Annotated in this window: 17 protein-coding genes; 10 read left to right on the top strand and 7 right to left on the bottom strand. The window is 71.0% G+C overall.

The features are described 5' to 3' along the window. Positions 1-94 precede the first annotated feature (94 nt). From ABD999_RS10295 to ABD999_RS10280, 4 genes are all read left to right on the top strand, one after another. Positions 95-883 (top strand): intradiol ring-cleavage dioxygenase, encoded by a 789-nt coding sequence (locus ABD999_RS10295; protein ID WP_271277844.1) that lies wholly within the window; start codon positions 95-97, stop codon positions 881-883. A gap of 67 nt (positions 884-950) precedes the next feature. Next, the gene (locus ABD999_RS10290) at positions 951-2,009 is read left to right on the top strand and encodes an endonuclease domain-containing protein (protein ID WP_271277845.1); all 1,059 of its coding nucleotides are present in this window, start codon (positions 951-953) and stop codon (positions 2,007-2,009) included. A gap of 3 nt (positions 2,010-2,012) precedes the next feature. Beyond that, positions 2,013-2,672, top strand: coding sequence for a hypothetical protein (locus tag ABD999_RS10285; protein ID WP_271277846.1), 660 nt, complete (start codon positions 2,013-2,015; stop codon positions 2,670-2,672). After that, positions 2,669-5,938, top strand: a complete 3,270-nt coding sequence (locus ABD999_RS10280) for an ATP-binding protein (protein ID WP_271277847.1) — start codon at positions 2,669-2,671, stop codon at positions 5,936-5,938. The genes ABD999_RS10285 and ABD999_RS10280 overlap by 4 nt, the downstream gene beginning before the upstream one ends. 3 nt (positions 5,939-5,941) lie before the next feature. Here the strand turns inward: ABD999_RS10280 and ABD999_RS10275 are convergent, their stop codons facing one another. After that, complete coding sequence (locus ABD999_RS10275) at positions 5,942-6,781, bottom strand: polysaccharide lyase family 20 protein (RefSeq protein ID WP_271277848.1); 840 nt, start codon at positions 6,779-6,781, stop codon at positions 5,942-5,944. 216 nt (positions 6,782-6,997) lie between these two features. Between ABD999_RS10275 and ABD999_RS10270 the strand changes: the two genes are divergently transcribed. The 5 genes from ABD999_RS10270 to ABD999_RS10250 all read left to right on the top strand — a co-directional run bounded on the left by ABD999_RS10270 (position 6,998) and on the right by ABD999_RS10250 (position 13,799). Beyond that, the gene (locus tag ABD999_RS10270; RefSeq protein WP_271277849.1) at positions 6,998-8,686 is read left to right on the top strand and encodes a galactose-binding domain-containing protein; all 1,689 of its coding nucleotides are present in this window, start codon (positions 6,998-7,000) and stop codon (positions 8,684-8,686) included. Positions 8,687-8,696: 10 nt separating this feature from the next. After that, on the top strand, positions 8,697-9,536 hold the full coding sequence (locus tag ABD999_RS10265) for a DUF1996 domain-containing protein (protein WP_148035492.1): 840 nt from the start codon (positions 8,697-8,699) through the stop codon (positions 9,534-9,536). Between the two features lie 123 nt (positions 9,537-9,659). Then, positions 9,660-10,784 (top strand): class I SAM-dependent methyltransferase, encoded by a 1,125-nt coding sequence (locus tag ABD999_RS10260; RefSeq protein WP_271277625.1) that lies wholly within the window; start codon positions 9,660-9,662, stop codon positions 10,782-10,784. Between the two features lie 36 nt (positions 10,785-10,820). Beyond that, on the top strand, positions 10,821-11,426 hold the full coding sequence (locus ABD999_RS10255; RefSeq protein WP_148035494.1) for a VOC family protein: 606 nt from the start codon (positions 10,821-10,823) through the stop codon (positions 11,424-11,426). Positions 11,427-11,546: 120 nt separating this feature from the next. After that, positions 11,547-13,799: a catalase gene (locus ABD999_RS10250; protein WP_271277624.1), complete on the top strand. Its 2,253-nt coding sequence runs from the start codon at positions 11,547-11,549 to the stop codon at positions 13,797-13,799. Between the two features lie 13 nt (positions 13,800-13,812). Here ABD999_RS10250 and ABD999_RS10245 read toward each other — a convergent pair whose 3' ends face one another. The 5 genes from ABD999_RS10245 to ABD999_RS10225 all read right to left on the bottom strand — a co-directional run bounded on the left by ABD999_RS10245 (position 13,813) and on the right by ABD999_RS10225 (position 18,621). Further along, a complete protein-coding gene (locus tag ABD999_RS10245; protein ID WP_271277623.1) occupies positions 13,813-14,253 on the bottom strand; it encodes an ATP-binding protein in 441 nt (146 codons plus the stop codon). Between the two features lie 106 nt (positions 14,254-14,359). Then, the gene (locus ABD999_RS10240) at positions 14,360-15,490 is read right to left on the bottom strand and encodes a monooxygenase (protein WP_271277622.1); all 1,131 of its coding nucleotides are present in this window, start codon (positions 15,488-15,490) and stop codon (positions 14,360-14,362) included. A 49-nt stretch (positions 15,491-15,539) separates the two neighbouring features. Further along, positions 15,540-16,373 carry a carbohydrate ABC transporter permease gene (locus ABD999_RS10235; RefSeq protein ID WP_271277621.1) on the bottom strand — a complete coding sequence of 278 codons (834 nt, stop codon included), beginning with the start codon at positions 16,371-16,373 and terminating at the stop codon, positions 15,540-15,542. Continuing rightward, positions 16,370-17,290, bottom strand: coding sequence for a carbohydrate ABC transporter permease (locus tag ABD999_RS10230; RefSeq protein WP_378525224.1), 921 nt, complete (start codon positions 17,288-17,290; stop codon positions 16,370-16,372). Before ABD999_RS10230 ends, ABD999_RS10235 begins: the two co-directional genes overlap by 4 nt. Continuing rightward, entirely contained in the window at positions 17,290-18,621 is a 1,332-nt protein-coding gene (locus ABD999_RS10225; RefSeq protein ID WP_271277619.1) for an extracellular solute-binding protein, read from the bottom strand. Before ABD999_RS10225 ends, ABD999_RS10230 begins: the two co-directional genes overlap by 1 nt. A 209-nt stretch (positions 18,622-18,830) precedes the next feature. Here ABD999_RS10225 and arfA point away from each other — a divergent pair, with 209 nt between their 5' ends. Next, positions 18,831-20,321, top strand: coding sequence for an arabinosylfuranosidase ArfA (gene arfA / locus ABD999_RS10220; protein ID WP_271277618.1), 1,491 nt, complete (start codon positions 18,831-18,833; stop codon positions 20,319-20,321). Here the strand turns inward: arfA and ABD999_RS10215 are convergent. Continuing rightward, positions 20,305-23,325, bottom strand: a complete 3,021-nt coding sequence (locus ABD999_RS10215) for an AfsR/SARP family transcriptional regulator (protein ID WP_271277617.1) — start codon at positions 23,323-23,325, stop codon at positions 20,305-20,307. The two genes, arfA and ABD999_RS10215, sit on opposite strands and share 17 nt — an antisense overlap. Between the last annotated feature and the right edge of the window lie 336 nt (positions 23,326-23,661).

Here is a 23,661-nt window from a genome sequence, read left to right as displayed (position 1 = left end):
ATGTAGCGAACCTCACCGACAAAGACCGGCGGATCCCTCTCAGCAGACCTTCATGTGACTCACCTAACGTCGAAACCCCATCGAAGGGAGCGATATGGGACACGATCACGAAGGGCAGCGCGTCAGCAGGCGGCGGATGATCGCGGGCATCGGCTCTCTCGGGCTCGGCGGGCTGATCGCCGCGTGCACGGGGCAGCCGGTCACCACCTCCACCGGCGAGTCCGTCACCCCTCAGGCGACCACCGCCCAGGACCTCACCTCGCTCTTCGACGGCGCGAACACCTGCACGCTGACCCCCGCCACCACCGCGGGGCCGTACTACTTCGACGCCGACAAGGTCCGCGCCGACATCCGTGAGGACCGGGAGGGCGTCCGGCTGCGGGTGGCCGTCAAGGTGCAGGACAGCGGGAGCTGCCGCCCGATCAAGGACGCGGTGGTGGAGATCTGGCACTGCGACGCGGGCGGCCTCTACTCGGGCGCCGAGGCGATGTCCCGAGGCGGCGGCGCGCTCTCGGCCTCGTCGCCCGACCTCGACCCGCAGGACGACGAGCGCTACCTGCGCGGCGCCCAGGTCACGAACGCCGACGGCGTCGTCGAGTTCACCACCATCTGGCCCGGCTGGTACCGGGGCCGCTGCGTGCACATCCACGCGATGGTGCACGTCAGCGACGCCCGGGTGCTGACCACGCAGATGATGTTCGACGAGGCGCTCAACGACCGCATCCTGGCGGGGCGGCCGTACGCGGCCCGGGGCGAGCGGGACACCCGCAACGACGGCGACGGCATCTTCCGGGACGAGATGCTCATGAAGGTCACCCCCGACGGCGACGGCTATGTGGGCGCGATCGTCCTCGCCGCGGACCCGGACGGCGATAGCGGGTGACAGCCGCGCGGGGTGGCGTATAACGTCGCCACCACTGTCCGAGTCCGGCTGACGACGGGGGCGAGCGGTGCGGTCCTGGGCTGCGTTACCGACCGGCAAGGTCGTGCGCCTGGAGGGCGCCGGTCCACTGCCGCTCGCCGTCGACTCGCTGCCCCGCGAGGCCCCCGCGATCCTCACCTGCACCGCCCGGGAGGCGCGCTCCCCGAAGGCGCTGGCCTCCGCGATCCTGGACGAGCTGGACGCCACGGTGCTCGGCCTTTTCCCCGCCTGGCTGCCGGACGCCGAGGGCATCGACGGGCCCGGCGGGGCGGGCCTGGCCGCCGTACGCACCCTCGCCCTCCGCACCGCCGCCACCAGCGCCCACTTCGGCCCGTTCCTCGCCGAGCTGGCGGAACGTGCCCTGCGCGCCCGACCCGGCCGGCTCCCGGACCTGCGGGCGAGCCTCTCCCCCGAGATCCGGCCCAGCGGGTTCCCGCCGGAGGTGCGGGCCGCGGGGCTGGCCAGGGCGCTGGCCGCCGCCTTCTCCCGGCGCGGCGCGGCGCTCCTGGTGGACGTGCCGGAAGGGCTGTCGCCCGCCGGTCAAGAAGCCCTGGTGGCAGCGGGCGAGTGGCTGGCGCACCGCGCCGGGCTGGGCATCTGGCTCTCGGGGCCGCTCCCCGCCGTGGACCGGGTGGAGACCGTCCTCGTCGCGGAAGCACCGAGCCAGGCCTCAGACCGGACGCCCATCACCCTGCCACCGCCGGAGACGGGCGTGCCAGGCCCACCGCCGGTCGCCGGAAGGCCGCACCCGGGGAGCCCCGTGGAGCGCGCTCTGGAATCCGCGCTGAGCGGGTGCGCATGGGCCGCCGGACGGGCCTGGAACCAGATGCTCTGCCCCAACGCCTTGGCCTCCCCCGTACGGGTGGATCTGCTGTGGCAGGACGACTGGTGCGTCGTCGAACTGGACGGGCCCGATCATCGGTACGCGGAGAAATTCGCCGACGACCGTGCCCGTGACGTGCGCCTTCAGATCGCCGGTTACACCGTGCTCCGTTTCACCGATGTTCAGGTGTTGTCCGACCCCCAAGCCGTCGTCCGCCACATTGAGCTTCTCCTGCGGAACCGTCGTGCCTCACGAAATGGATGAAACATGTCAGAGCGCAAGCTGTCACTTCCTGAATTCGCCGCGCTGATGGCGCTGGCCGAGGAGGCGGGCGAGATCTCCAACCTCGACCTCAAGCAGCGGCACGGCTTGACCATCGACGGCCAGAAACGCCGGAAGCTCAACGAGCTGAAGCTGGTCGACAGTTGGAAGCAGGGCCGCTCCTATGTGCACGTGCTAACTGACAGCGGCTGGGCTCGCCTTGAGGAAAACCTGCGCGCCGGAGAGCTGCCCGCGATGACCGGCTCACCGGGGGTCATCGCCCGTGGCCTTCGCAGCTGGCTGCAGAAATATATGGACCGTTCCCGCCTGAGGCTGGCCGATGTGTCCACACCCCTGGAAACGGCGCCATCCATAGATGTAGCACCGGTGGATGAGCCGCCGGGGGACCTGGAAGCACGCATCCGCGCCGCGTACGCGCGGTTGGCGCCCCGGCCCGGGTCCTGGGTGGGGCTGGCGCGGCTGCGACCGCTGCTGGGCGACGCGCCTCGGGACGAGGTCGACGGCGCGCTCGTACGGATGGAACGGCTCCCCGACGTGAACCTGGTTCCGGAGTCCAACCAGAAGTCTTTCACCCCGGAGGAACGGGAGGCCGGGGTGATCATCGGGGGCCAGGAGAAGCATCTGCTGTGGATCGGTGAGGCATGACACACCCAGACGTCGGAGCGCTCGAAGCGCTCAGTTTCCACTACACCGAAGCGGCCGACGACGTGTGGCAGCACTCCCCGTACCACGTGGAAGGGCTGCAAGGGCAGGCGACCAAGATCCTCCTCGACGGTCTGGCTCAGGCGAGCGGCGAGCGGATCAGCAGCCCTATCGGGGTGGTCGTCCAAGGCCAGCGCGGCACGGGCAAGACCCACTTGGTCGGCTGGCTGCGTGAAGTGGTCCAGCATCAGGGCGGCTACTTCGTGTTGGTCGGGCTACTGGACGCCAAAGGCTTCTGGGACAGCGTCATGGTGTCGCTCCTCGACAGCCTTGCCCGGCCCGGGGCGGCCCGGGAATCCCAGCTCCGGGTACTGCTGTCGCGACTGGCGGCGCTAGCCGACCTGTCGCGCATGCCTCGCAGAGCTGTGACCGGTAAGAAGACGCTGTCCCGTGAGGAACTCGACGCCTTCATCCTCTCGCTGCGGCAGATGAACGAGACAGTCGGGCGCGGGTGTCAGGACACCGCGCGGGCGCTGGTGCTCTATGCCTCCCCCGATCCTGCCCTGCAGGACATCGGCGAGGCGTTCCTGTACGCGATGCCAGAGGGCGAGGAGGGAGAGCGGGCGCGGTGGGGCATCCGTCCGGTCAACAAGACGCCGCAGGAGATCGTGCGGGACTTCTCCCACCTGCTGGCGCTCACCGGCCCGACCGTCATCGCGGTGGACCAGATCGACCCGCTGATCGCCCAGTCCTGGACCTCTACCGATGGAACCGTGCATGGGGAGCATGGTGACAAGCTGCTCCTGGAGCGAGTCGCGGGCGGCCTGATGGCTCTGCGCGAGGTCACCCGGCGCACGCTGACGGTTGTCTCGTGCATCCCTCTAACTTGGACACTCATCGAGCAGGAGGCGGTCGACACGGTTCGCGACCGCTTCCGCACGGCTATGCCCCTTATGACCATCCCCGATGCCGAGACCGCCCGCGAACTGATCGCCAAGCGGTTCACGGTGCAGTACGGGGCTGCCAAGGTCGAGCCGCCGTACCCGACCTGGCCGGTGCGGCCGGAGGCGTTCGACGAAGCGCCCGGCTACACCGCGCGTCAGTTGCTGATCACCATCGACACGCATGTTCGTTCATGCCTGCAACGTGGCGAGGTCAGGGAGCTGACCAGTCTCAAAGCAAGTGCCCTACCCCCCACGGTAGTCAAGCCTCCAGTCGTCGAGGAGCGGGCCGACGGGCAGGAGGTAGCGCTCGCCGCTCTGGACGCTCGCTTCGCCACCCTCCGCGACGCCGGAGCCCCACCTAAGATTGAGCAGGCCAGCGAGGACGTGCTGATGCCCCCGCTGCTGACGGCTGGGCTGTCGGCGTGGATCGCCGAGCAGGGCGCGCACGGGCCGTCGTTCAGCGTCGACCCACCGCCCAGCGCCAAGCCGCCCCTGCACGCGCGGCTCCGGCGTAACCTGCAAGAAGCCACGGAAGACGAGGCGCACTGGGCGTTCCGGGCAGTCACCGCCGGGCACGCGGTCTCGGCGCTCAACCGGATCCGTAAGGCGTCGCTGGCGGCCGGTCTGGACGCCCGGGTGCCCAAACGGCTTCTGTTCTTGCTGCGCAGAGAGAACTGGTCTAAGGGAGCGCGGACTCAGGAGGTGATCGCGGCTTTCGAGTGCGCGGGCGGGCGCACCCTGTCCTACACCGACGACGACCTGCGCATCCTGGCAGCACTCAAACACCTCATTGCGGAGAACCCGCCGGGGCTGGCGTCGTGGCTGGCCGCCCGCCGCCCCACCCGCGCAGTCTCCTTCCTAACCGAAGCCCTGAGCGGCCCGCTCGCCACGCTGGCCCCGAACGCCGACGGCCAAGAGGAAAACACGGGCGCCCCCGTACAGGAGACTTCTCTACGGGTGGCCGGCGACTGGGAGCACTCTTCGCGAACACGAGCGGTCGGCGAGCAAGCGCCCCGTCCCCCGGCACGAGCTGCCGATAGCCAGTTCCCAGCGCGAGCAAACGGGCAGGCGCATACCCCCTCATCCCATGAGAGCGTCCCCCATGTCCCTCTGGGGAGGGCCGTCGGGAGCGGGCAGCCCGTCCAGGTGCAGCTGGAGGCGTTGCGGAAGCATGCGGCGATCTTCGCCGGTTCCGGCTCGGGCAAGACGGTGCTGATCAGGCGGCTGGTCGAGGAGTGCGCCATGCACGGCGTGTCGGCCATCGTGCTCGACCCGAACAACGACCTGGCCAGGCTGGGCGACCGGTGGCCGGAGCGGCCGCAGGGCTGGCTCGACGGGGACGCGGGGAAGGCCGCCGACTACCTGGCCGGGACCGAGGTGGTGGTCTGGACGCCGAGGCGCGCGGCGGGCAGGCCGCTCAGCTTCCAGCCGCTGCCGGACTTCGCCGGGGTGGCCGGTGACCCCGACGAGTTCGCCGAGGCGGTGGAGTCGGCGGTGGCGTCGATCGCGCCCCGGGTGAAGGTGGACGCGCGGACGAAGAAGGCGGATCTGGGCCGGGCGGTGCTGCGCAAGGCGCTGGAGCACTACGGCCGCGGGGGCGGGTCGAGCCTCAGGGGGTTCGTCGCCCTGCTGGCCGACCTGCCCGACGGGGTGAGCGAGCTGGCCGACGCCCCCCGGCTGGCGGCCGACCTGGCGCAGTCGCTGCAGGCGGCGATGGACAACGACCCGCTGTTCGGCGGCGGTGGCGAGCCGGTGGACCCCGGCGTGCTGCTGACGCCGTCGCCGGGCAGACGGGCGCGCGTCTCGGTGATCAGCTTCGTCGGGCTGCCGAACGACGAGCAGCGGCAGAGCTTCGTCAGCCAGCTCCAGATGGCGCTGTTCGCCTGGATCAGGAGGAACCCGGCGGGCGACCGTCCGCTGGGCGGGCTGTTCGTGATGGACGAGGCGCAGACGTTCGCCCCCGGCGGTGGCCGGGTGACGGCCTGCACGCACAGCACGCTGGCGCTGGCGTCGCAGGCCCGCAAGTACGGTCTGGGCCTGGTGTTCGCCACCCAGGCGCCCAAGGGTCTGCACAACCAGATCCCCGGCAACGCCGCCACCCAGTTCTTCGGCCTGCTGAACGCGCCGGTGCACATCGAGGCGGCCAAGGAGATGGCGCGGGCCAAGGGCGGCTCGACGCCGGACATCGCCCGGTTGAGCTCGGGCGAGTTCTACGTGGCGCTGGAGGGGAGCGCCTTCGTGAAGGCGCGGGCGCCGATGTGCCTGAGCCACCACCCGAGGGTGCCGCTGACGACGGAGGAGGTGCTGGCCCGCGCCGCCCGCTGACGGCTAGCGGGTGGACGCCGGGTTGACCTCGCTGAAGGTCCTGCCCACCGCGATGTTGTCGTGGAAGATCGTGCGGCTGTCGACGTCGGTCTTCCCGGAGGCCCACGCGGGCTTGTAGATGCCCCACTTCAGGTAGCCGCTGGTGGTCTTGTCGTCGTTGAAGGTGTTGGGGCCGCCGGCGGTCAGGACCTTGCGCCATCCGGGGTTCTTGTGGGTCTGGTACCAGCCGTCGATCTTCCCCTGGCTGCCGTGGCTCCAGGTGAACCTGAAGACGAAGTCGTGCCACTGCCCTGGCTTCACGTCGGCCAGGTCGAAGCTGGTCTTGCGGACGGATTCGGGGGTGGAGCAGGCGTTGCCGTCGGAGTTGACCCGGAGCCGCCATTTCCCGGAGGGCTGCACGCTGAGGAAGGCGCTGGGGAACTTGCCGGTCTCGCACGCGTCGCTCCAGGGCTTCCACTGGAACACGATGTCTTCCCTGGAGTCGCGCTGCCAGGTGCTCAGGAGGTAGACGCTGAACCCGTAGTAGACGGTGTCGCCGGAGCGGAAGTGGGTCTCCTTGGCGTGGAGGGTGTGGCTCTCGGCGCGGGTGCTGCCCGCGACCTTCGGGTCACCGTACTTCAGCACGCTGCGTACCGCGTACTCGCCGGTCCTCGGCAGGTCGTCGACCTTGATCGAGTGGCTGCAGCACTCGTTGAGGCCCACCTTGGGGTGCGCCCCGTTCTCGTAGTCGACGCGGAACGGCGCCGCCGCCGCGAGCTCCGCGGACGCGGGGGCCGGAGCGCCCGCCGTCGTGAGACCGGCGACGGCGAGCGCCGCCGCCGTGATCTGTCGGGGCTTTCCCATGTGCGTGAAGTCCTCTCCGTGACCTGAGATCCCGCGGCAGCTTGCCAGCGGTCGGTATGGACCCGGTATGCCGTGAGGATGGGAGAGCGCTCTCCGATCTGCTCCACTCTGTGCCTTAATACTCCCTTCCTGCTGACAGGCGACTTGACAGATTTTCCTGACACCATCACCCTCACTTTAGGGAGCGCTCCCCCCTCGCTCCCTGAGGAGACCTCCGTGAGTCCACCCCGCCTGGGGACGCTCGTCACACTCGTCCTCGCCCTCGTCGCCCCCCTCCTCGCGGCCCTGCCCGCCCAGGCCGCCGCCGCCCTGCTGTCACAGGGCAGGCCCGCCACCGCCTCCTCCACCGAGAGCGCGGCCTTCCCCGCCTCCGCCGCCGTCGACGGCGACGCCGGCACCCGCTGGTCCAGCGCCTTCTCCGACCCGCAGTGGATCCAGGTCGACCTGGGCTCGTCCGCCGCGCTCTCCCAGGTGGTGCTGCGCTGGGAGGCCGCCCACGCCACCGCCTTCCAGATCCAGGTGTCCGCGAACGGCAGCGCCTGGACCACCGTCCACACCACCACGTCCGGCCCCGGCGGCACCCAGACCATCGACGTGTCGGGCACCGGCCGGTACGTCCGCGTGCACGGGACACAGCGGGCCACCCCGTGGGGCTACTCGCTCTGGGAGTTCCAGGTGTACGGCACCGGGAGCGGCGAGCGGCTGCTCTCCTACGGCAGGCCCGGCGTCGCCTCCTCCTCGCAGCACGACTCCACCTGCTGGGAGTGCACCCCGGCGCGCGCCTTCGACCTCGACCCGGCCAGCAGGTGGGCCACCGCCGCCTGGGCCGACCCCGGCTGGATCTACGTCGACCTCGGCGCGACCGCCCAGATCACCAGGGTCGTGCTGCAGTGGGACCCGGCCTACGCCCGCGCGTTCCAGATCCAGGTCTCGCCCGACGCCTCGGCCTGGACCACGATCTACTCCACCACGTCGGGCACCGGCTTCAAGCAGACGCTCACCGTGAGCGGAACCGGCCGCTACGTCCGCGTGTACGGGACGCAGCGCGCGACCTCGTACGGCTACAGCCTCTGGGAGTTCCAGGTGTACGGCACCGGCGGCGCGCCCATCACCCCACCGTCCCCCGCCCCCGACCCGGCCGACCCGCCGCGGCTCGTCTGGCAGGACGAGTTCGACGGCCCGGCGGGCGCCAGGCCCGATCCGGCCAAGTGGACCGCCGATCCCGGCACCGGGCCCAACAACGAGCTGGAGTACTACACCGACAACGGCAACGCCGCCCTGGACGGCCAGGGCCGGCTGGTGATGGAGGCGCGCAAGCAGGCCACCCCGGGCTCCGCCTGCCCGCGTGACCCGCTCACCGGCAGCGCCACCTGCCAGTACACCTCCCACCGGATGAACACCGGCGGCAAGTTCCACTTCACCTACGGCCGCGTCGAGGCCCGGATCAAGGTGCCCAGGGGCAACGGGCTGTGGCCGGCGTTCTGGATGATGGGCGCCGACTTCCTGACCGGGCGGCCGTGGCCGTACAACGGCGAGATCGACATCATGGAGGTGCTCGGCAAGGACACCCGCACGTCACACTCCACCGTGCACGCGCCCGCCTACAACGGAGGCGGCGGCATCGGCGGCTCCTATACCTTGCCCGGCGGCGCCGACCTCGCCGACGACTTCCACGTCTGGGCCGCCCACTGGGACAGCCGCGGCATCACGTACACGCTCGACGGCCGCACCGTCGTCACCCTCAGCAAGGAAGAGGTGGAGCGCACGCGCGGCCCGTGGGTCTTCGACCACCCGTTTTACATCATCCTCAACCTGGCCGTCGGCGGCGACTGGCCCGGCCCGCCCGACGCCTCCACCCCGTTTCCCGCCCGCATGCTCGTCGACTACGTGCGCGTCTACCAGTGAGGACCCCGCCATGAGACTGTTACGCCTGTTCGCCGTGCTCGCGGTGCTGATGGGTGCGCCGCTGTCGGTCCAGCCCGCCCAGGCCGAACCGGTACGGGTGGCGGAGTTCCTCGCCGACTGCCCCTACAGCCACCGGCTGCCCGACGACCCGATCATCTTCCCCGGCCTGCCCGGCGCCTCCCACATGCACAGCTTCTTCGGCAGCCGGATCACCAACGCCCACACCACGCTGGCCGACCTGCAGCGCGGCGCCACCAACTGCAACCCGTCGGTGGACAGGTCCTCCTACTGGGTGCCGACGCTCTACCGGAACGGCACGCCGGTCGAGCCGACGATCACCACGTTCTACTACCTCGGCGAGGGCGTGCGGCCTGACGTGACCGCGCGCATCCAGCCGTTCCCCCTGGGGCTGCGGATCGTGGCCGGCAACGCGCGCGCCACCGGGCCCGGCGACTCCACCATCGCCCGCTGGTCCTGCCTGCACGCCGGGCACGTGCCGGCCTCGAAGGACTTCGTCACCTGCCCGCCCGGCACGATGCTGGAGTCGTACCTGGACTTCCCGCAGTGCTGGAACGGCCGCGACCTCGACTCGCCCGACCACAAGAGCCACATGGCCTACCCGGTCGGCGACGACTGCCCGAGCAGCCACCCGGTGCCCGTGCCCAAGCTCCGCCAGGTGCTGCGCTACCCGGTCAGCGGTGACCCGTCCGGGTTCCGGCTGGCCTCGGGCGGCGGCTACACCATGCACGGCGACTTCTTCAACGCCTGGCCGGTCGCCGAGCTGGAGCGCCGGGTACGCGACTGCATCCGGCCGATCATCAAGTGCGGGGCCGACGGCAGGCCGTCGTGACCTCCCCGGGCGGGCCGTCTCCAGCGGCCCGCCCGCCTTGGCCGTTTGGGGATGGTTTGCTGGCGGTAGCGATGGAATAGTCAGGGCAATACCCGCGCAAACGGTCTGCGTTAGGGGTGTGCGATGGTCTCGGCTCGACGGCTGCTCGGCAAGCTGGTCTACGGCTCGCGCTACGACAAGGTGCCCTGGGGGCAGCGGGTCTACGTACGCCCCGGAGAGCGGCTGATCCGCGAGGCGCAGTGGCGCAGGCTGCTGAGACGCTCGCCGATCGTGGAGCCCGAGGACTACCAGGCACGCATGCCGCTGGGCGAGATCGAGGAGTTCATCGACTGCACGCTCTGCGGCGAGCCGCGCATGCAACCGCTGTACGAGCCGGTGGGCGAGGACGGCAAGTGGCGCTACCACGTGGTGCGCTGTCCCTCCTGCGGTTTCCTCTACCGCAACCCGAACATCCGTCCCGAGCGGCTCGGCGACCTGTACGCCAAGGGCTACAGCAAGTTCCTGACCGGCAAGTACGCCGCCAACCGGCAGCGCCGCTACCAGCTGACCATGGACGCGTTCTCCCCGGTCTTCGACGACGGCGCCGGGCGGCGACTGCTCGACTTCGGCTGCGGCGCCGGGCTCTTCCTGGAGCTGGCCGAGCAGCGCGGCTTCGACGCGGTCGGCGTGGACCTGTCGCCCGACTCGGTCGCGCAGGCCAACGAGCGGCTCACCCGGGGACGGGCGTACCTGGGCGCGCCGGAGGACGTGCCGGAGATCGCCGCCGGCGGCTTCGACGTGATCACCCTCTGGTCGGTGCTGGCGCACCTGCCCAGGCCGGTGGACGACTTCCGCCGGTTCCGCGAGCTGCTCGCGCCGGGCGGGGTGCTGATGATCCTCACGGTCAACGCCAACTCGCTGCTGCTCAAGGCGTACGAGTCGGCGTGGAGCGGCTTCACCAAGAACCACCTGATGTTCTACTCGGCCGACACGCTCCCGGTGCTGCTGCGCCGTACCGGCTTCGCGGGGGCGGGCTACGCCCCCTTCTACGGCGACACGATCGAGGCCCGCACCACCAACCTGCCGGAGTCGCTGCGGGCGCGGCTGCGCCGCACGGTGCAGGCCACGGACGGGGGCAACATGCTGCGCGCGATGGCCTTCGCCGACGAGGAGGCGATCACCCGCTGGTCCGGCTCCCGCGAGGTCCGCCGCCTGCGCGCGGAGCCGGCGGCCACCAAGTCCGCGCCGCTGGATCTCACCGGGACGTGACTACCCGGAGGTAGTTGAAAGGCGTACTGTTGGGCCATGGCTGCAACCCCGGAAACGGTGCACTGGCGTGGCGTCCACCACCTCGCCCTCATCACCGCGGACATGGACGCCACCGTCAGGTTCTGGCACGGCGTCCTGGACGCGCGACTGGTCGCCACCCTGGCCGTGCCCGCGTTCAAGCACTACTTCTTCGAGGTCGGCGTCGGCAGCACCATCGCCTTCTTCGAGTACGCCGACCAGGAGCTCGACAGCTTCGCCAAACCGGCCGGCGTCCCGTACGCGAAGGCCGCCCAGTTCGACCACCTCTCCCTGCACCTGCCCGACGAGGACGCGCTGGTACGGATGCGCGACCGGCTCAAGGAGCACGGCTGCGAGGTCACCGACGTCATCGACCACGGCTTCCTGCGCTCGATCTACTTCAGCGACCCCAACGGCATCGCCCTGGAGGCCTCCTGGTGGGCGCTCGACGCGACCGGCAGGCCGGTGGACTACACCGACGAGCGGCTGTTCGCCGACCCCGACCCGGTGCCCGCCGCCCGCGAGCTCCGCGACACCGGCAGGCTGACGCACACGGTCAGCACCCGGCTGGTCGACGGCGTCATCGAGGACCTGCGACGGGAGGGCATCACCCTGGAACGTTGAGGCCCAACACCTGACCGGATTCGCCTGTAAGCACCGTAAACTCCGCGTGGCGACCTCCGGCGTGGGGAAGTCTGCGTACGCCCGGCACCCGGCGACGCAGCCTCACGCCAAGGAGAGACCATGGAGCACCCGATCAAGTCGACCGTGGAGAAGGTCGTCGACGCGGTGACCGGCGGCGGGCCCGCCGAGATCCCCGGCGTCCCCAACAGCGAGCCGCCGTCGCTGGAGGAGCCCACGGAGCCTCGGGAGCCGCTGCCGCCCAAGCCGGACCAGAGCGGGCCGGACACCTTCTCCCCCACCGGCCGGCCCACCGGCGTTCCGCAGGACAAGGTTGCTCAAGGCGGGGCATACCTGACGACCGCCCAAGGGCTCCGGCTGCCCGACACCGACCACTCGCTCAAGGCGGGCCCGCGCGGCCCGGTTCTGCTGCAGGACCACCACCTGCGCGAGAAGGTCATGCACTTCGACCACGAGCGCATCCCCGAGCGCGTCGTGCACGCGCGCGGCGCCGGGGCGCACGGCGTCTTCCGGGGCTACGGCGCCGCCTCGAACGTCACCAAGGCCGCCTTCCTCGCCAAGGACGTCGAGACGCCGGTCTTCGTGCGGTTCTCCACCGTGATCGGCTCGCGCGGCTCGGCGGACACCGTGCGCGACACGCGTGGCTTCGCGACCAAGTTCTACACCTCCGAGGGCGTGTTCGACCTGGTCGGCAACAACTGCCCGATCTTCTTCATCCAGGACGCGATCAAGTTCCCCGACGTCATCCACGCCGCCAAGTGGCACCCGGACCGGGAGATCCCGCAGGCGCAGACCGCGCACGACACGTTCTGGGACTTCGTCGGCCTGCACACCGAGGGCACCTTCCACACGATCTGGAACATGTCGGACCGCGGCATCCCGCGCTCCTACCGGATGATGGAGGGCTTCGGCGTGCACACCTTCCGCCTGGTCAACGCGGAGGGTGCGACCACGCTGGTCAAGTTCCACTGGAAGCCCAAGCTCGGCGTGCACTCCCTGGTCTGGGAGGAGGCGCAGCTGCTCAACGGCGTGGACCCGGACTTCCACCGGCGCGACCTCTTCGACGCGATCGAGGCGGGCGCCTATCCGGAGTGGGAGCTGGGCATCCAGGTCTTCCCCGACACGCCGGAGCAGATGTTCGAAGGCATCGACCTGCTCGACTCGACGAAGATCGTCCCCGAGGAGCTGGCCCCGGTCCAGCCGATCGGCCTGCTCACCCTCAACCGCAACACGTCCAACTTCTTCGCCGAGACCGAACAGGTCGCCTTCCACGTCGGCCACCTGGTGCCCGGCATCGACGTCACCGACGACCCGCTGCTGGCCGGGCGGCTGTTCTCGTACCTCGACACGCAGATCACCCGGCTGGCCGGGCCCAACTTCCCGCAGATCCCGATCAACCGGCCGCACGCCCCCGTCAACGACATGCTGCGGGACGGCTTCCACCAGACGGCCGTGCACCGGGGCGTCGCCCCGTACCGGCCGAACTCGCTCGACGGCGGCTGCCCCTTCACGGCGGGAGCGGCCGAGGGAGGGTACGTCGAGGTGCCCACGCAGGTGTCCGGCCGGAAGGTGCGCGAGGCGCCCGCGTCGTACGCCGACCACTTCAGCCAGGCGCGGCTGTTCTGGCTGAGCCTGACGCCGGTCGAGCGCGAGCACACCATCGCGGCCTACACCTTCGAGCTGGCCAAGTGCTACGAGCAGGCGATCAAGGAGCGATACCTGCGGGTGCTCGCGAACATCGACCCGGTCCTGTGCGAACAGGTCGCCGAGGGGCTCGGGCTGCCCGCGCCGGCCGGGTCGGAGTCGCTGGCGGACCCGCGGCCCAGCCCGGCGCTGTCCCAGGTCGGGCGGACCTGGCCGGCCGACGGCCGGATCATCGGCATCGTCGCCGGCGACGACGACGCGGCGGCGGTCGGCGACGTCCGCCAAGCGGTGCTCGACGGCGGCATGGTGCCGTTGATCATCGCGCCGACCGGCGGCATGCTCGGCGGGACGCTGCCGGTGCAGCGCACGTTCGTCACCGCGCGCTCCGTCGAGTTCGACGCGTTGCTGGTGGCGAGCGCCCCCGCACCGGGCAAGGACGCGTACGGGGCCCGCGACGCGAAGGCGGGCGGCGGTTCGGACGCGGCGGTCGACCCGCGCGTGCTGCTGCTGATCACCGAGGCCTACCGGCACGCCAAGCCGATCGGCGGCTGGGGCACGGCCTCCCAGGTCTTCACCCAGGCGGGCATTCCCACGCAGGCCCCGGGCGTGCTCCTCGGCGACGACGGCCCGACGGTCCTGCGGGAGACACTCCAGCTCCTGGCGGCGCACCGGGTCTGGGACCGCTTCCCCGCCGCGGCCGCCCTGACCTGATCGGGAGAGAAGGTCACGCGGCGCCCGGAGTGCGGGGCAGGGCGAACCAGGTGGCCTTGCCGAGCCGGTCGGGCCAGGTGAGGTAGCGCTGCGGGTGGCAGCCGTAGAAGCCCTCGGACAGGATGGCCACGATGTGCAGCCCACGGCCGCGCTCGTCGCCGCTGCCGGGGGTGCGCGGCGCGGGCAGCGGCGGGCCGCTGTCGACCACCCCGCAGACGATCTCCCTGCGATCGGCGCTCACCGCCATCTCGTACGGCGGATCGCCGTACAGCAGCGCGTTGGTGACGATCTCGCTCATCATCAGCACCGCGTCGTCGACCAGCTCGGGGTCCACGCCGAGCCCTTCCAGCGCCTTCCGGGCGGTGGCGCGGGCCGTGGCCACCGCCTGGGCGTCGCCGGGCAGCGGCCACGCGTCCTGCGAGCGGCTGTGCGGAGCTGGGCGCAGCGTGGTCATGACGGGCCTTTCCCGAGGACGCCGTTTTCAGACTGTACGAAGACAGGAGCACGGCGGGTTGAGTCCCGGGGTGTCGCCTGGGCGTGACATCTTCGTCACGCATGGGTCAGGTGGCCGAGGCGACGGCGATCCCGAGGCACATCTCGTCGGCGGTGCCGTCGCCCCACACCACGTAGCGCGGGTCGAGCTCCCGGAGCTGCGGGATCTTGGCGCGGAGCCCGGCGTCGTGGGTGCAGGTCACCCGGACCACGTCGCCCCGCCCGACCGCGACGGGCTCGGGGAGGGGCCGCAGCGCCTGGTCGTCGAAGTCGTACGCGGGCACGTCGAGCAGGGTCCGCGCCTCCGGCGTGCCGGGGTTGAGCTCCACCTTGATGGCGCGGCCCAGCAGGTGCATGTGACCGGCCATGGCGTGGATCCTGGCCGGCCGTTCCACCGGCAGGTCGCAGTGCTGGGTCGGGCCCGGCTCCGGCCGGCCGCACCGCTGCGCCAGGACGTCGACCTGGTCGAGCGACTTCTCGCCGAACCTGCGGCCGAGATCCCGCACCGCGGCGGCGCGGTCGCAGAGCGGCCCGGACTCCTCGGGCGTGCAGGGCAGCTCGATCGGGGCGGAGAAGAGGGCGGTGTCGAACGGCTGGAGCGCCCGGTCGGTCACCCGCAGCCGGATCCCGGACCGGTCGGTGCCAGGCCGCCCTTCCACGCCGAGCGTGTTGTAGTGGACCTGCATGACGAGCCGGCTGCCCGGCGGCATCGCGTAGCCGTGCGACGGGTCGAGCAGCACCTCGTCGGTGCCGGGCGCCCAGTGGGCCACCCACGCGGCGGCGACCCCGCCGTCGCCGAAGCAGGTGTAGCCCTGGCCGGGCATGCTCTCGTCGAGCCGCTCGGCCTCCGCGACGTGCTCGGGGCCGACCCTGAAGAAGATCGCGTGGTGGACCAGCTCGGTGTTCTGCGGCAGGAACTGGGCGCCGGTCAGGAACACCTGCTCCTCCAGCCCCGGGTCGATGAGGAAGCACCGGTAATCGTCGGTGCCGCCGTTCGGCGGCGCCGGGGTGTACGGCTCGGGCATGCCCAGGGTCATGAACCGCTCGCCGTCGCGCAGCGGCGAGGGCTCGGGGTCGTGCGCGCCGTGCCCCGCGTGGCCCGTGCCGGGCTCGTACGGGCTCGTCGTGGCCGTCGCGCCGCAGGCGGCCAGCAGCACGGCCGCGGCCAGGGCGGACGCCGTACGGGTCAGTCGCGTCATGCCTCCACCCTGGCCCATGGGGCCGCGCCGGGCACCCCCTAAAGAGGAGCTACTGACCCCCCAGCCCGGTGTGCGCGACGCCGCGTACGATCTGCCGCTGGAACAGCACGAACACCACCATCAGCGGCAGTCCGGCGAGCACCACCGAGGCCATGATCTGCGCGTACCGGAGGCCGAAGGTGCCCTGCACCACGTTGGCCAGGCCGACCGGCAGGGTCATCGTGTTCGGGTCGGTGGACACCAGGAACGGCCAGAGGAAGTTGTTCCACGTGGTGATGAACGTGAAGATCGACACCGCGGCCAGCACCGGCCGCGAGAGCGGCAGCACGATCGTGAAGAACACCCGCCAGCGGCCGGCCCCGTCCACGAACGCGGCCTGCTCCAGCTCCGGCGGCACGTCCTGGAAGAACTTGTACAGGATGAAGACGATCAGCGGCGCCGCCACCTGCGGCAGGATGATCGCCCACCAGGTGTCGACCAGCCCGAGCGCCACCATCTCGGCGAACAACGGCGCGATGAGCACCTGCGGCGGCACCATGATCCCGGCCAGGATCAGCCCCAGCAGCGCCCGCTGCCCCTTGAACTGGGTGCGCGCGAACCCGTACGCGGCCATCGCCGAGAAGAGGACGGTCAGGAACGTGACGATCACCGCGGTCACCGTGGAGTTGACGGCCCACGTGATGATGCCGCCGGTGCCCAGCACGAGCTCGTAGGCGTCGAGCGTGACGGTGCTGCCGAACCATTCCAGCGGCAGCTTCGTGGTCTCGTCCTCGGGCTTGAGCGAGGTGGCCACCGCCCAGGCGATCGGGGCGATCCAGATGACGGCCAGCACCGCGGCGACCACCAGCAGGACGAGCTGGCTCACGCTGAACCGCTTGGTCATGAGGAGACCTCCGCGCGCTTGCGGAACAGCCGGAGCTGCACCAGGGAGACGATGACGATCAGGACGAAGAGGATGTAGGAGACGGCTGACGCGTAGCCGATGCGGTAGCCGGTGAAGCCGACGTCGTAGGCGTACTCGATGATCGGCCGGGTGGCGTCCTCGGGCCCGCCGCCGGTCATGAGGTAGATCTGGTCGAACACCTTGAGCGAGGCCAGCAGCTGCAGCACGACGATCAGCGCCGTCGTACGGCCGAGCATCGGCAGCGTGATCGACCTGAGCTTGTCCCAGGCGGACGCCCCGTCGATGGCGGCGGCCTCGTACAGGTGCTGCGGGATCGACTGCAGGGCGGCCAGGTAGAGCAGGAAGTTGAAGCCGACCGTCCACCAGACGGTGGTGAGCACCACCGACCACATGGCCGTGCCGGGGTCGCCGAGCCACAGGACGTCGGTGCCGAGCGTGCCGTTCAGCAGGCCGTACTCGGGCGGGTAGATCATCTGCAGCCACAGGATCGACACCACGGCCGAGGGCAGCAGGAAGGGGCCGAAGAACGACAGCCGCCACAGCCACTGCACGAACCGCAGGTTGTGCACCAGCAGGGCGAGGCCCAGGCCGAGGAGCACCAGCGGGACCGTGCTGAGCACGGTGAAGACGAGCGTGTTCCACAGCGAGCGCCACATGCGCGGGTCGCCGAACGCCTCGGCGTAGTTGGAGAAGCCGACGAAGCGGTCGTTGCTGCCGGCGATGTTGACGTCGGTGAAGCTCATCCGCAGGCCGAGCAGCGTCGGCCAGACGAGGAAGGCGACGTAGACCAGCAGGAAGGGCGCGACGAACAGCAGCCCGTGCTGCGTCCAGCTCCGCTTCACCTGGGCCTTGGCGGCGGGGGCTGTGGTGGCGGGGGCGGCGACGGTGGTCGTCATCATCGCTCCTCGGCGGGGAAGGGGTTCGGGGCGGACATCAGCCGGCTCAGCGCCGCCTTGGCGTTGGCCAGCCCCTCTTCCGGCGTGCGTTCACCGCTGATGACCGGGGAGAACGCGCCGCCGAACTCGATCCACAGCCGGGAGGCCGAGCCGGTGTACCAGACCTGGGGGTCGAGGGCGACGTCGGTGATGACGGAGCGGTACTCCGACTGCGGCTGGAGCGCCAGGTAGTCGGGCTCCTGGAGTGCGGGCAGGTAGGAGGGCACGTGGCCGGCCACCGCCCAGTCGGCGCTGTTCTTCACCAGGTAGGCGATGAACTGGTAGGTCGCCCGTTCCACCTCGGGGTCGCGGTCGCGCTGGTGCGGCAGCACGAACACGTGGCAGTCGGCCTGGGCGGCGCCGCTGCCGAACACGCTGGGGAAGCGCGTCATGCTGAACGGCGTCTTGCGCTCCTTCAGGCCGGTGACCTCCCAGTCGCCGTTCCACAGGAACGCGGCCTCGCTGTTGGTGAACTTGGCCACCGAGGCGCCGTAGTCGGTGGTGGGGTCGCACAGCCCTTCCTCGCCGAGCCGGCGCATGAACCGCAGTGCTTCCAGCGCCTTCTGGTCGTCGATGGTGACCTGGCCGCCGTCCTCCGAGAGCAGGGTGCCGCCGCTCTGCGGGTAGAGCGAGTACCACACCCGCCAGGGGCCGACGGTGCCGAGGCCGAGCGCGTCGAAGACCAGCGGCGGCTTGCCGCCGAGCACCTCCTTGGCCTTGCGGAGCTGCTCCAGGAGCTGGTCGGCGCCGGTGGTGGGTTGCAGCTTGCCGTCGGCGCCGAGCAGGCCGGCCCGCCCGCAGAGGTCGGTGTTGTAGTACTGCACCATCGGGTGCGCGTCGAACGGCACCGCGTACAGCGTGCCCTGGTAGTGGGCGCGTTCCCAGATGGGCGGGCTGAAGTCGGCCGCCCGGAGGCCGACCTCGGCCAGCAGGTCCACGTTGATGGGGTCGAGGAGCTCGCCCGCGCCGATGCCGGCGAGCCTGGCCAGGTGGAAGGTCGCGACGTCGGGCGACCGGCCGCCGGCGCCCGCCATGGCGATCTTCGTGTAGTACGGCTCGCCCCAGGCGAGCACGTTCTCCTCGACGAAGACGCCGGGGTTGTCCCGGGCGAACGCGCCGACCATCTGGTTCATGATGATGCCGTCGCTCGCGCCGAGGAAGTGCCAGTACTTCACGCGGGTCTGGGACGAACCGAGTCCCACGGGGATGGCGCAGCCGGAGGCGGCGGCGCCGAGGAGGGCAAGGCTTCCGCCGAGCAGGTGCCGGCGGGTGATGGCTGGGGGGTCTTGCACAGTGGCCTCTTCCTTCGCCGAGGAATGTTCTCGCTAACACCAAGGGGCACTGGGGTGGCTATGGGTCATGTTTCGGCGGGGTTACCCGAGTGTTAGCGGTAACAAGCAAGCTGTCAAGGTTTGTGCGGCAAGCGCTTGCCACGCCCTTGACCTCGCGGGTTGATAACGCTAACAATCTCTGGAGCACCACCAACCGCGAGGAGCCCCCCGTGCACGACGCCCGCCTCACGATCGATCCCGCGTTCCGGGTGGCGCCGGTGCGGCGCCGGACCTTCGGCACCTTCGTCGAACACCTGGGCCGGTGCGTCTACACCGGCGTCTACGAGCCGGACCACCCGGGCGCCGACGAGGACGGCTTCCGCCGCGACGTCCTCGACCTCACCCGCGAGCTGGGCGTCAGCACCGTCCGCTACCCCGGCGGCAACTTCGTCTCCGGCTACCGCTGGGAGGACGGCATCGGCCCCAAGGAGAGCCGCCCCCGCCGGCTCGACCTGGCCTGGCACAGCACCGAGACGAACGAGGTCGGGGTCGACGAGTTCGTGCGCTGGTGCCGCAAGGCGGGGGTCGAGCCCATGATGGCGGTCAACCTCGGCACCCGCGGCATCGCCGAGGCGCTCGACCTGCTGGAATACTGCAACCACCCGTCCGGCACCGCGCTGTCCGACCTGCGCGCCGCCAACGGCGCCAAGGAGCCGCACGACATCCGGATGTGGTGCCTCGGCAACGAGATGGACGGCCCCTGGCAGACCGGCCACAAGACCGCCCGCGAGTACGGCCGGCTGGCCGCCGAGACCGCCAGGGCCATGCGCATGGTCGACCCCGGTCTGGAGCTGGTCGCGTGCGGCAGCTCCGGCTCGACCATGCCGACGTTCGGCGCGTGGGAGTCGACCGTGCTGGAGGAGACGTACGACGTCGTCGACTTCATCTCGTGCCACGCCTACTACGAGGAGAAGGACGGCGACCTCGGCAGCTTCCTGGCCTGCTCGACCGACATGGAGTACTTCATCCGTTCGGTCGTCGCCACCGCCGACTCCGTGGGGGCCCGGCTCAAGTCACGCAAGCGGATCGACATCTCCTTCGACGAGTGGAACGTCTGGTACCTGTCGCGCTTCCAGGCGGCCGAGCCGCCGCGGGACTGGCCGGTGGCGCCGCCGCTGCTGGAGGACCACTACCACCTGGCGGACGCGGTGGCCTTCGGCGGGCTGCTCATCACCCTGTTGCGCAACAGCGACCGGGTGACGGCCGCCTCGCTGGCCCAGCTCGTCAACGTGATCGCGCCGATCATGACCGAGCCGGGCGGGCGGGCCTGGCGGCAGACCACCTTCCACCCGTTCGCCCAGGCCAGCCGGCACGCGGCCGGCGACGTGCTGCGGGTCGAGCCGGTCTCTCCCCTGTACGAGACCGCCCAGTACGGGGAGGTGCCGCTGCTGCACGCGGTCGCCACCCACGCGGACGAGGGCGTCACGATCTTCGCCGTCAACCGGGCCACGGACGGGCCGCTCTCGCTGGAGATCGACGCCCGCGCCCTCGGCGGCGCGCGCATCACCTCCGCCACCACCCTCACCGGCCCGGACGTCTACGCCCGCAACACCGCCGACGACCCCGACCGGGTGGCCCCGCGCCCCAACGAGAACGTGGAACAGGACCCGATGCGCGTCCTCCTCCCCCCGGTGAGCTGGAACGTCATCCACCTGTCCTGACGGTTTCGAGCAGCGTGGTGAGCTCCTTCACCTCGGTGTGGTTGTCGAGCTGCGCGAAGAGCCGCCGGGCCGCGCTCCAGGCCGTACGGGCCTGGTCCGGATCGGCGGCCGCGTGCAGGGCGCCGAGGGACTTGAGGGTCTGCGCCTCGTGGAAGGGGCTGGCGAGCTCGCGCCAGATCTCGAGGGCGGCGACGGTGTGGGCGACGGCGAGGGCGTGGTGGCCCTCGGCCGCTTCGAGCTCGCCGAGCGCGCCCAGCGACGTGGCCTCCTGGAATCGCGCCCTCCACCGGCGGGCCAGCCGGATGCTCCGGCCGAGCACGTCCCTGGCCCGCGGGTCGCGCAGCTTGACGTAGGTCATGCCGAGGTGCGGCAAGATGGTGATCTCGTCGCTCAGGCTCCGGAGCGAACGGGCCAGCGTCACGCCGCGCGTGAAGTGCGCCTCGGCCTCGACGAGGCTGCCCTCTTCCCGCCGTACGATCCCGAGCAGGCTGTGGATCCGGCACAGCTGCGACGGGAGGGGCACGTCCTCGGCCAGTCGCAGACTGGCCTCCAGGTGGACGCCGGCCCGCTCGGAGTCTCCCAGGACCCGGTGGCCGTACCCGAGCTGCCACTCGGCCTCGACCTGACCGAGCACGTAGCCGGCGTCCCTCGCCTTCGCCAGCGTCGCGTCGAGGTAGGCCACGGCCTTGCCGGGCTCTCCCCGGACCAGGAACGCGGTGCCGGCGAGGATCCGGGCGTCGACCTCGCCGTGGACGTCGCCCAGGCTCTCGAAGAGCGCGACCGCGGAGAGGGCGTGCTCCAGTGCCTCGTCCTCGGCGTGCCGGGGCCCCATGCGCAGGCACTCGGTGAGGTCGCGCAGCATGAAGGCGCGGCCACGCGCGTCCCCGGCGCGCTCGCAGACCTCCAGCGCGAGCCGGCTGGTCGACTCCCAGTCGTCGTAGTAGTCGTGCAGCTCGAAGAAGTTGACGGTCGCATCGGCGAGCTGCCAGCACAGGTCGTGCGCGCCGAGCGCGGCGGCCTGCGCCACCGCGGCCCGGAGCGCGCCTCTTTCCGCCTCGAACCAGGCGCAGGCATCGGAGATCCGGACGTGCGGCTCGTGCGTCACGCCTTCGGCCGGGAGCGTCGGGAAGACCCTGCCGGGCAGCCCGGTGTCGGCCCGCCGGGCGAGGACCAGCCAGCCGCCGAGCGCGCGGGTCACGGCCGCGTGGATCTCGTGCGGGGCGGCCTCGGCGTCGGCGCGGTCGCGGGCGTGCAGGCGGATCAGGTCGTGGAAGCGGTAACGGGGCTGGCCGGCGGTGTCGACGCCCGCGACGGTGAGGAGGTTGGCGCTCAGCAGCTCGCCGAGGCGGCGCTCGGCCTCCTCCGGGGACGTGTCGAGCACGGCCGCGGCGACCCAGCCCGCGAAGTCGGGGGTGTGCAGCACGCTGAGCAGGTAGTAGAGGCGCCGGGCCGGGGACGACAGTGCCGTGTAGCTCAACCCGAGCGAGGCCCGTACGGTGAGGTCCCCGGCCGCGAGCTCGTCGAGACGGCGTCGCTCGTCGCGCAGGAGATCGGCGATGCGGGCCAGGGGCCAGTCGGGCCGGGAGGCCAGGCGCGCCCCCGCGGCCCGGACGGCGAGCGGCAGGTGGTCGCAGAGCCGGACGATCTCGCTCGCCTCCGAGGGCGCGGCCCGCACCTGCTCCGGCCCGGTGATCCGGGCCAGCAGCTCGATCGCCTGGGCGGGCCGGAGGACGTCCAGGCGCAGGTGCCGGACGCCGGCCAGGCCCACCAGCCGGGGACGGCCGGTGATCAGCACGCCGCAGGTGCCCGACCCCGGCAGCAGGGGACTGACCTGCGACTCGTCGGCCACGTTGTCGATCACCACGAGCATCCGCTTGCCGGCCAGGAGCGACCGGTAGAGGGCCGTGCGGTCGCCGACCGACTCCGGGACGGCGGCTCCCCCGACGCCGAGGGCGCGCAGCATCGACTCCAGCGCCCGGGCCACGGCGGTGCGGTCGTCGGCGCCGGAGAAGCCGACGTAGAGCTGGCCGTCCGGGAACGCGCCCGCGAGCTGATGCGCCACGTGCAGGGCGAGCGTGGTCTTGCCGACCCCGCCCATGCCGGAGATCGCGCAGATCGTCAGCGCCTGGCGCCTACCGGGGGACAGGGCGTCCCTGAGCGTCGCCACCTCGTCGTCCCGGCCGGTGAAGTCGGCGACCGTGGGCGGGAGCTGGCGAGGGACCACAGTGCCTCCGGTCGACGGCCACGCGCCCGGCCTCGCGGGCAGGTCGATCCGCTCGTCGCCGCGGAGTATCGCCTCGTGCACGCGGCGCAGCACCGGGCTCGGTTCGAGGCCCAGCTCGTCCGCGAGCAGGTCGCGGACGGCGGCGTAGGTCTCCAGGGCCTCCGTCTGACGGCCGGACCGGTAGAGGGCGAGCATGAGGAGAGCGTGCAGGCTCTCCTGGTAGGGGTGGGCCTTCGCCACCTCGCGCAGCTCGGTCACCGCCTCCGCGTGGCGCCCGAGGGCCAGCTCGGTCTCCGCCCAGCGTTCGTGGACGGTGAGCCGGAGTTGTTCGAGGGACAGCGCCTCCTCCGCGATCGGCCCGGAATCGAGGAATTCCGCGAACGCGGGCCCCCGCCACAGATCCAGGGCGCGCCGGAAACAGCGACCGGCGGATTCGTGGTTTCCTCCGTCGAAAGCCGCCGACCCCTCCGCCGCGAGTTTCCGGAACTGCGCCGCGTCCACCTCGCCGTGGGTGACGAGCAGATATCCTTCCGGCTTTCTCAGCAGTCGCTCCGCGCCCAGTTGGACGCGGAGCTGGTGGACGTACGACTGGAGATTGCTGCGCGCCGAGACCGGCGGCCGGTCATTCCACAGAACGGTGGACAGGAAATCGCTGGAGACCGGCTGGTCGGCCCTGGAGATGAGACCGGCGAGCAGCATACGTAATTTCCGGGCGTTGCCGAGAAAGTGGTGCCGGCCGTCCTGGATCACCTGGAGTGGGCCTAGGATCTCGAAACGCATCCAGTGTCGCTCCGCCCTGGACATTCATAGAGGAGATCGCCGGCAGTGATCTGCCGCTCGGTCATGCTCGCTGGGGGGTGCGGCTCGACGGGTTGGCGTGCCGATTTTAGGTCGTCGCCGTGCCGGGCGCAAAGGGCTTTCCGGACGTGTCCGGAAGGTCGTGATCTACCTGCCCGTTCGTGGGGACGGCCTGTTCGGTGGCCGCTCTGCCGCCGTCACGTACCCGCCACCGTCGGTGATGTAGTGCGGCCATGGCAGCGGTTCGTAGATTCTGGACATCCTTACGGATTCAATTCGACGGCGCCGGAAAACACCGGGAGGTGAACATGGAGAAGC

It is taken from the genome of Nonomuraea ferruginea, assembly GCF_039540635.1.
In the GTDB taxonomy this organism is placed as follows: Bacteria; Actinomycetota; Actinomycetes; order Streptosporangiales; family Streptosporangiaceae; genus Nonomuraea; species Nonomuraea ferruginea.
Note: the sequence above shows the minus strand (reverse complement) of the source record. Positions and strands in the feature narration are given on the sequence as shown.

Excerpts from the sequence above, each read along its gene's own strand:
- ABD999_RS10255 (WP_148035494.1), top strand. The coding sequence starts at position 10,821 with ATGGCTGCAACCCCGGAAACGGTGCACTGGCGTGGCGTCCACCACCTC.
- ABD999_RS10260 (WP_271277625.1), top strand. The coding sequence starts at position 9,660 with ATGGTCTCGGCTCGACGGCTGCTCGGCAAGCTGGTCTACGGCTCGCGC.
- ABD999_RS10285 (WP_271277846.1), top strand. The coding sequence starts at position 2,013 with ATGTCAGAGCGCAAGCTGTCACTTCCTGAATTCGCCGCGCTGATGGCG.
- ABD999_RS10245 (WP_271277623.1), bottom strand. The coding sequence starts at position 14,253 with ATGACCACGCTGCGCCCAGCTCCGCACAGCCGCTCGCAGGACGCGTGG.
- ABD999_RS10240 (WP_271277622.1), bottom strand. The coding sequence starts at position 15,490 with ATGACGCGACTGACCCGTACGGCGTCCGCCCTGGCCGCGGCCGTGCTG.
- ABD999_RS10295 (WP_271277844.1), top strand. The coding sequence starts at position 95 with ATGGGACACGATCACGAAGGGCAGCGCGTCAGCAGGCGGCGGATGATC.
- ABD999_RS10275 (WP_271277848.1), bottom strand. The coding sequence starts at position 6,781 with ATGGGAAAGCCCCGACAGATCACGGCGGCGGCGCTCGCCGTCGCCGGT.
- ABD999_RS10265 (WP_148035492.1), top strand. The coding sequence starts at position 8,697 with ATGAGACTGTTACGCCTGTTCGCCGTGCTCGCGGTGCTGATGGGTGCG.
- ABD999_RS10235 (WP_271277621.1), bottom strand. The coding sequence starts at position 16,373 with ATGACCAAGCGGTTCAGCGTGAGCCAGCTCGTCCTGCTGGTGGTCGCC.
- ABD999_RS10230 (WP_378525224.1), bottom strand. The coding sequence starts at position 17,290 with ATGACGACCACCGTCGCCGCCCCCGCCACCACAGCCCCCGCCGCCAAG.
- ABD999_RS10280 (WP_271277847.1), top strand. The coding sequence starts at position 2,669 with ATGACACACCCAGACGTCGGAGCGCTCGAAGCGCTCAGTTTCCACTAC.
- ABD999_RS10250 (WP_271277624.1), top strand. The coding sequence starts at position 11,547 with ATGGAGCACCCGATCAAGTCGACCGTGGAGAAGGTCGTCGACGCGGTG.
- ABD999_RS10215 (WP_271277617.1), bottom strand. The coding sequence starts at position 23,325 with ATGCGTTTCGAGATCCTAGGCCCACTCCAGGTGATCCAGGACGGCCGG.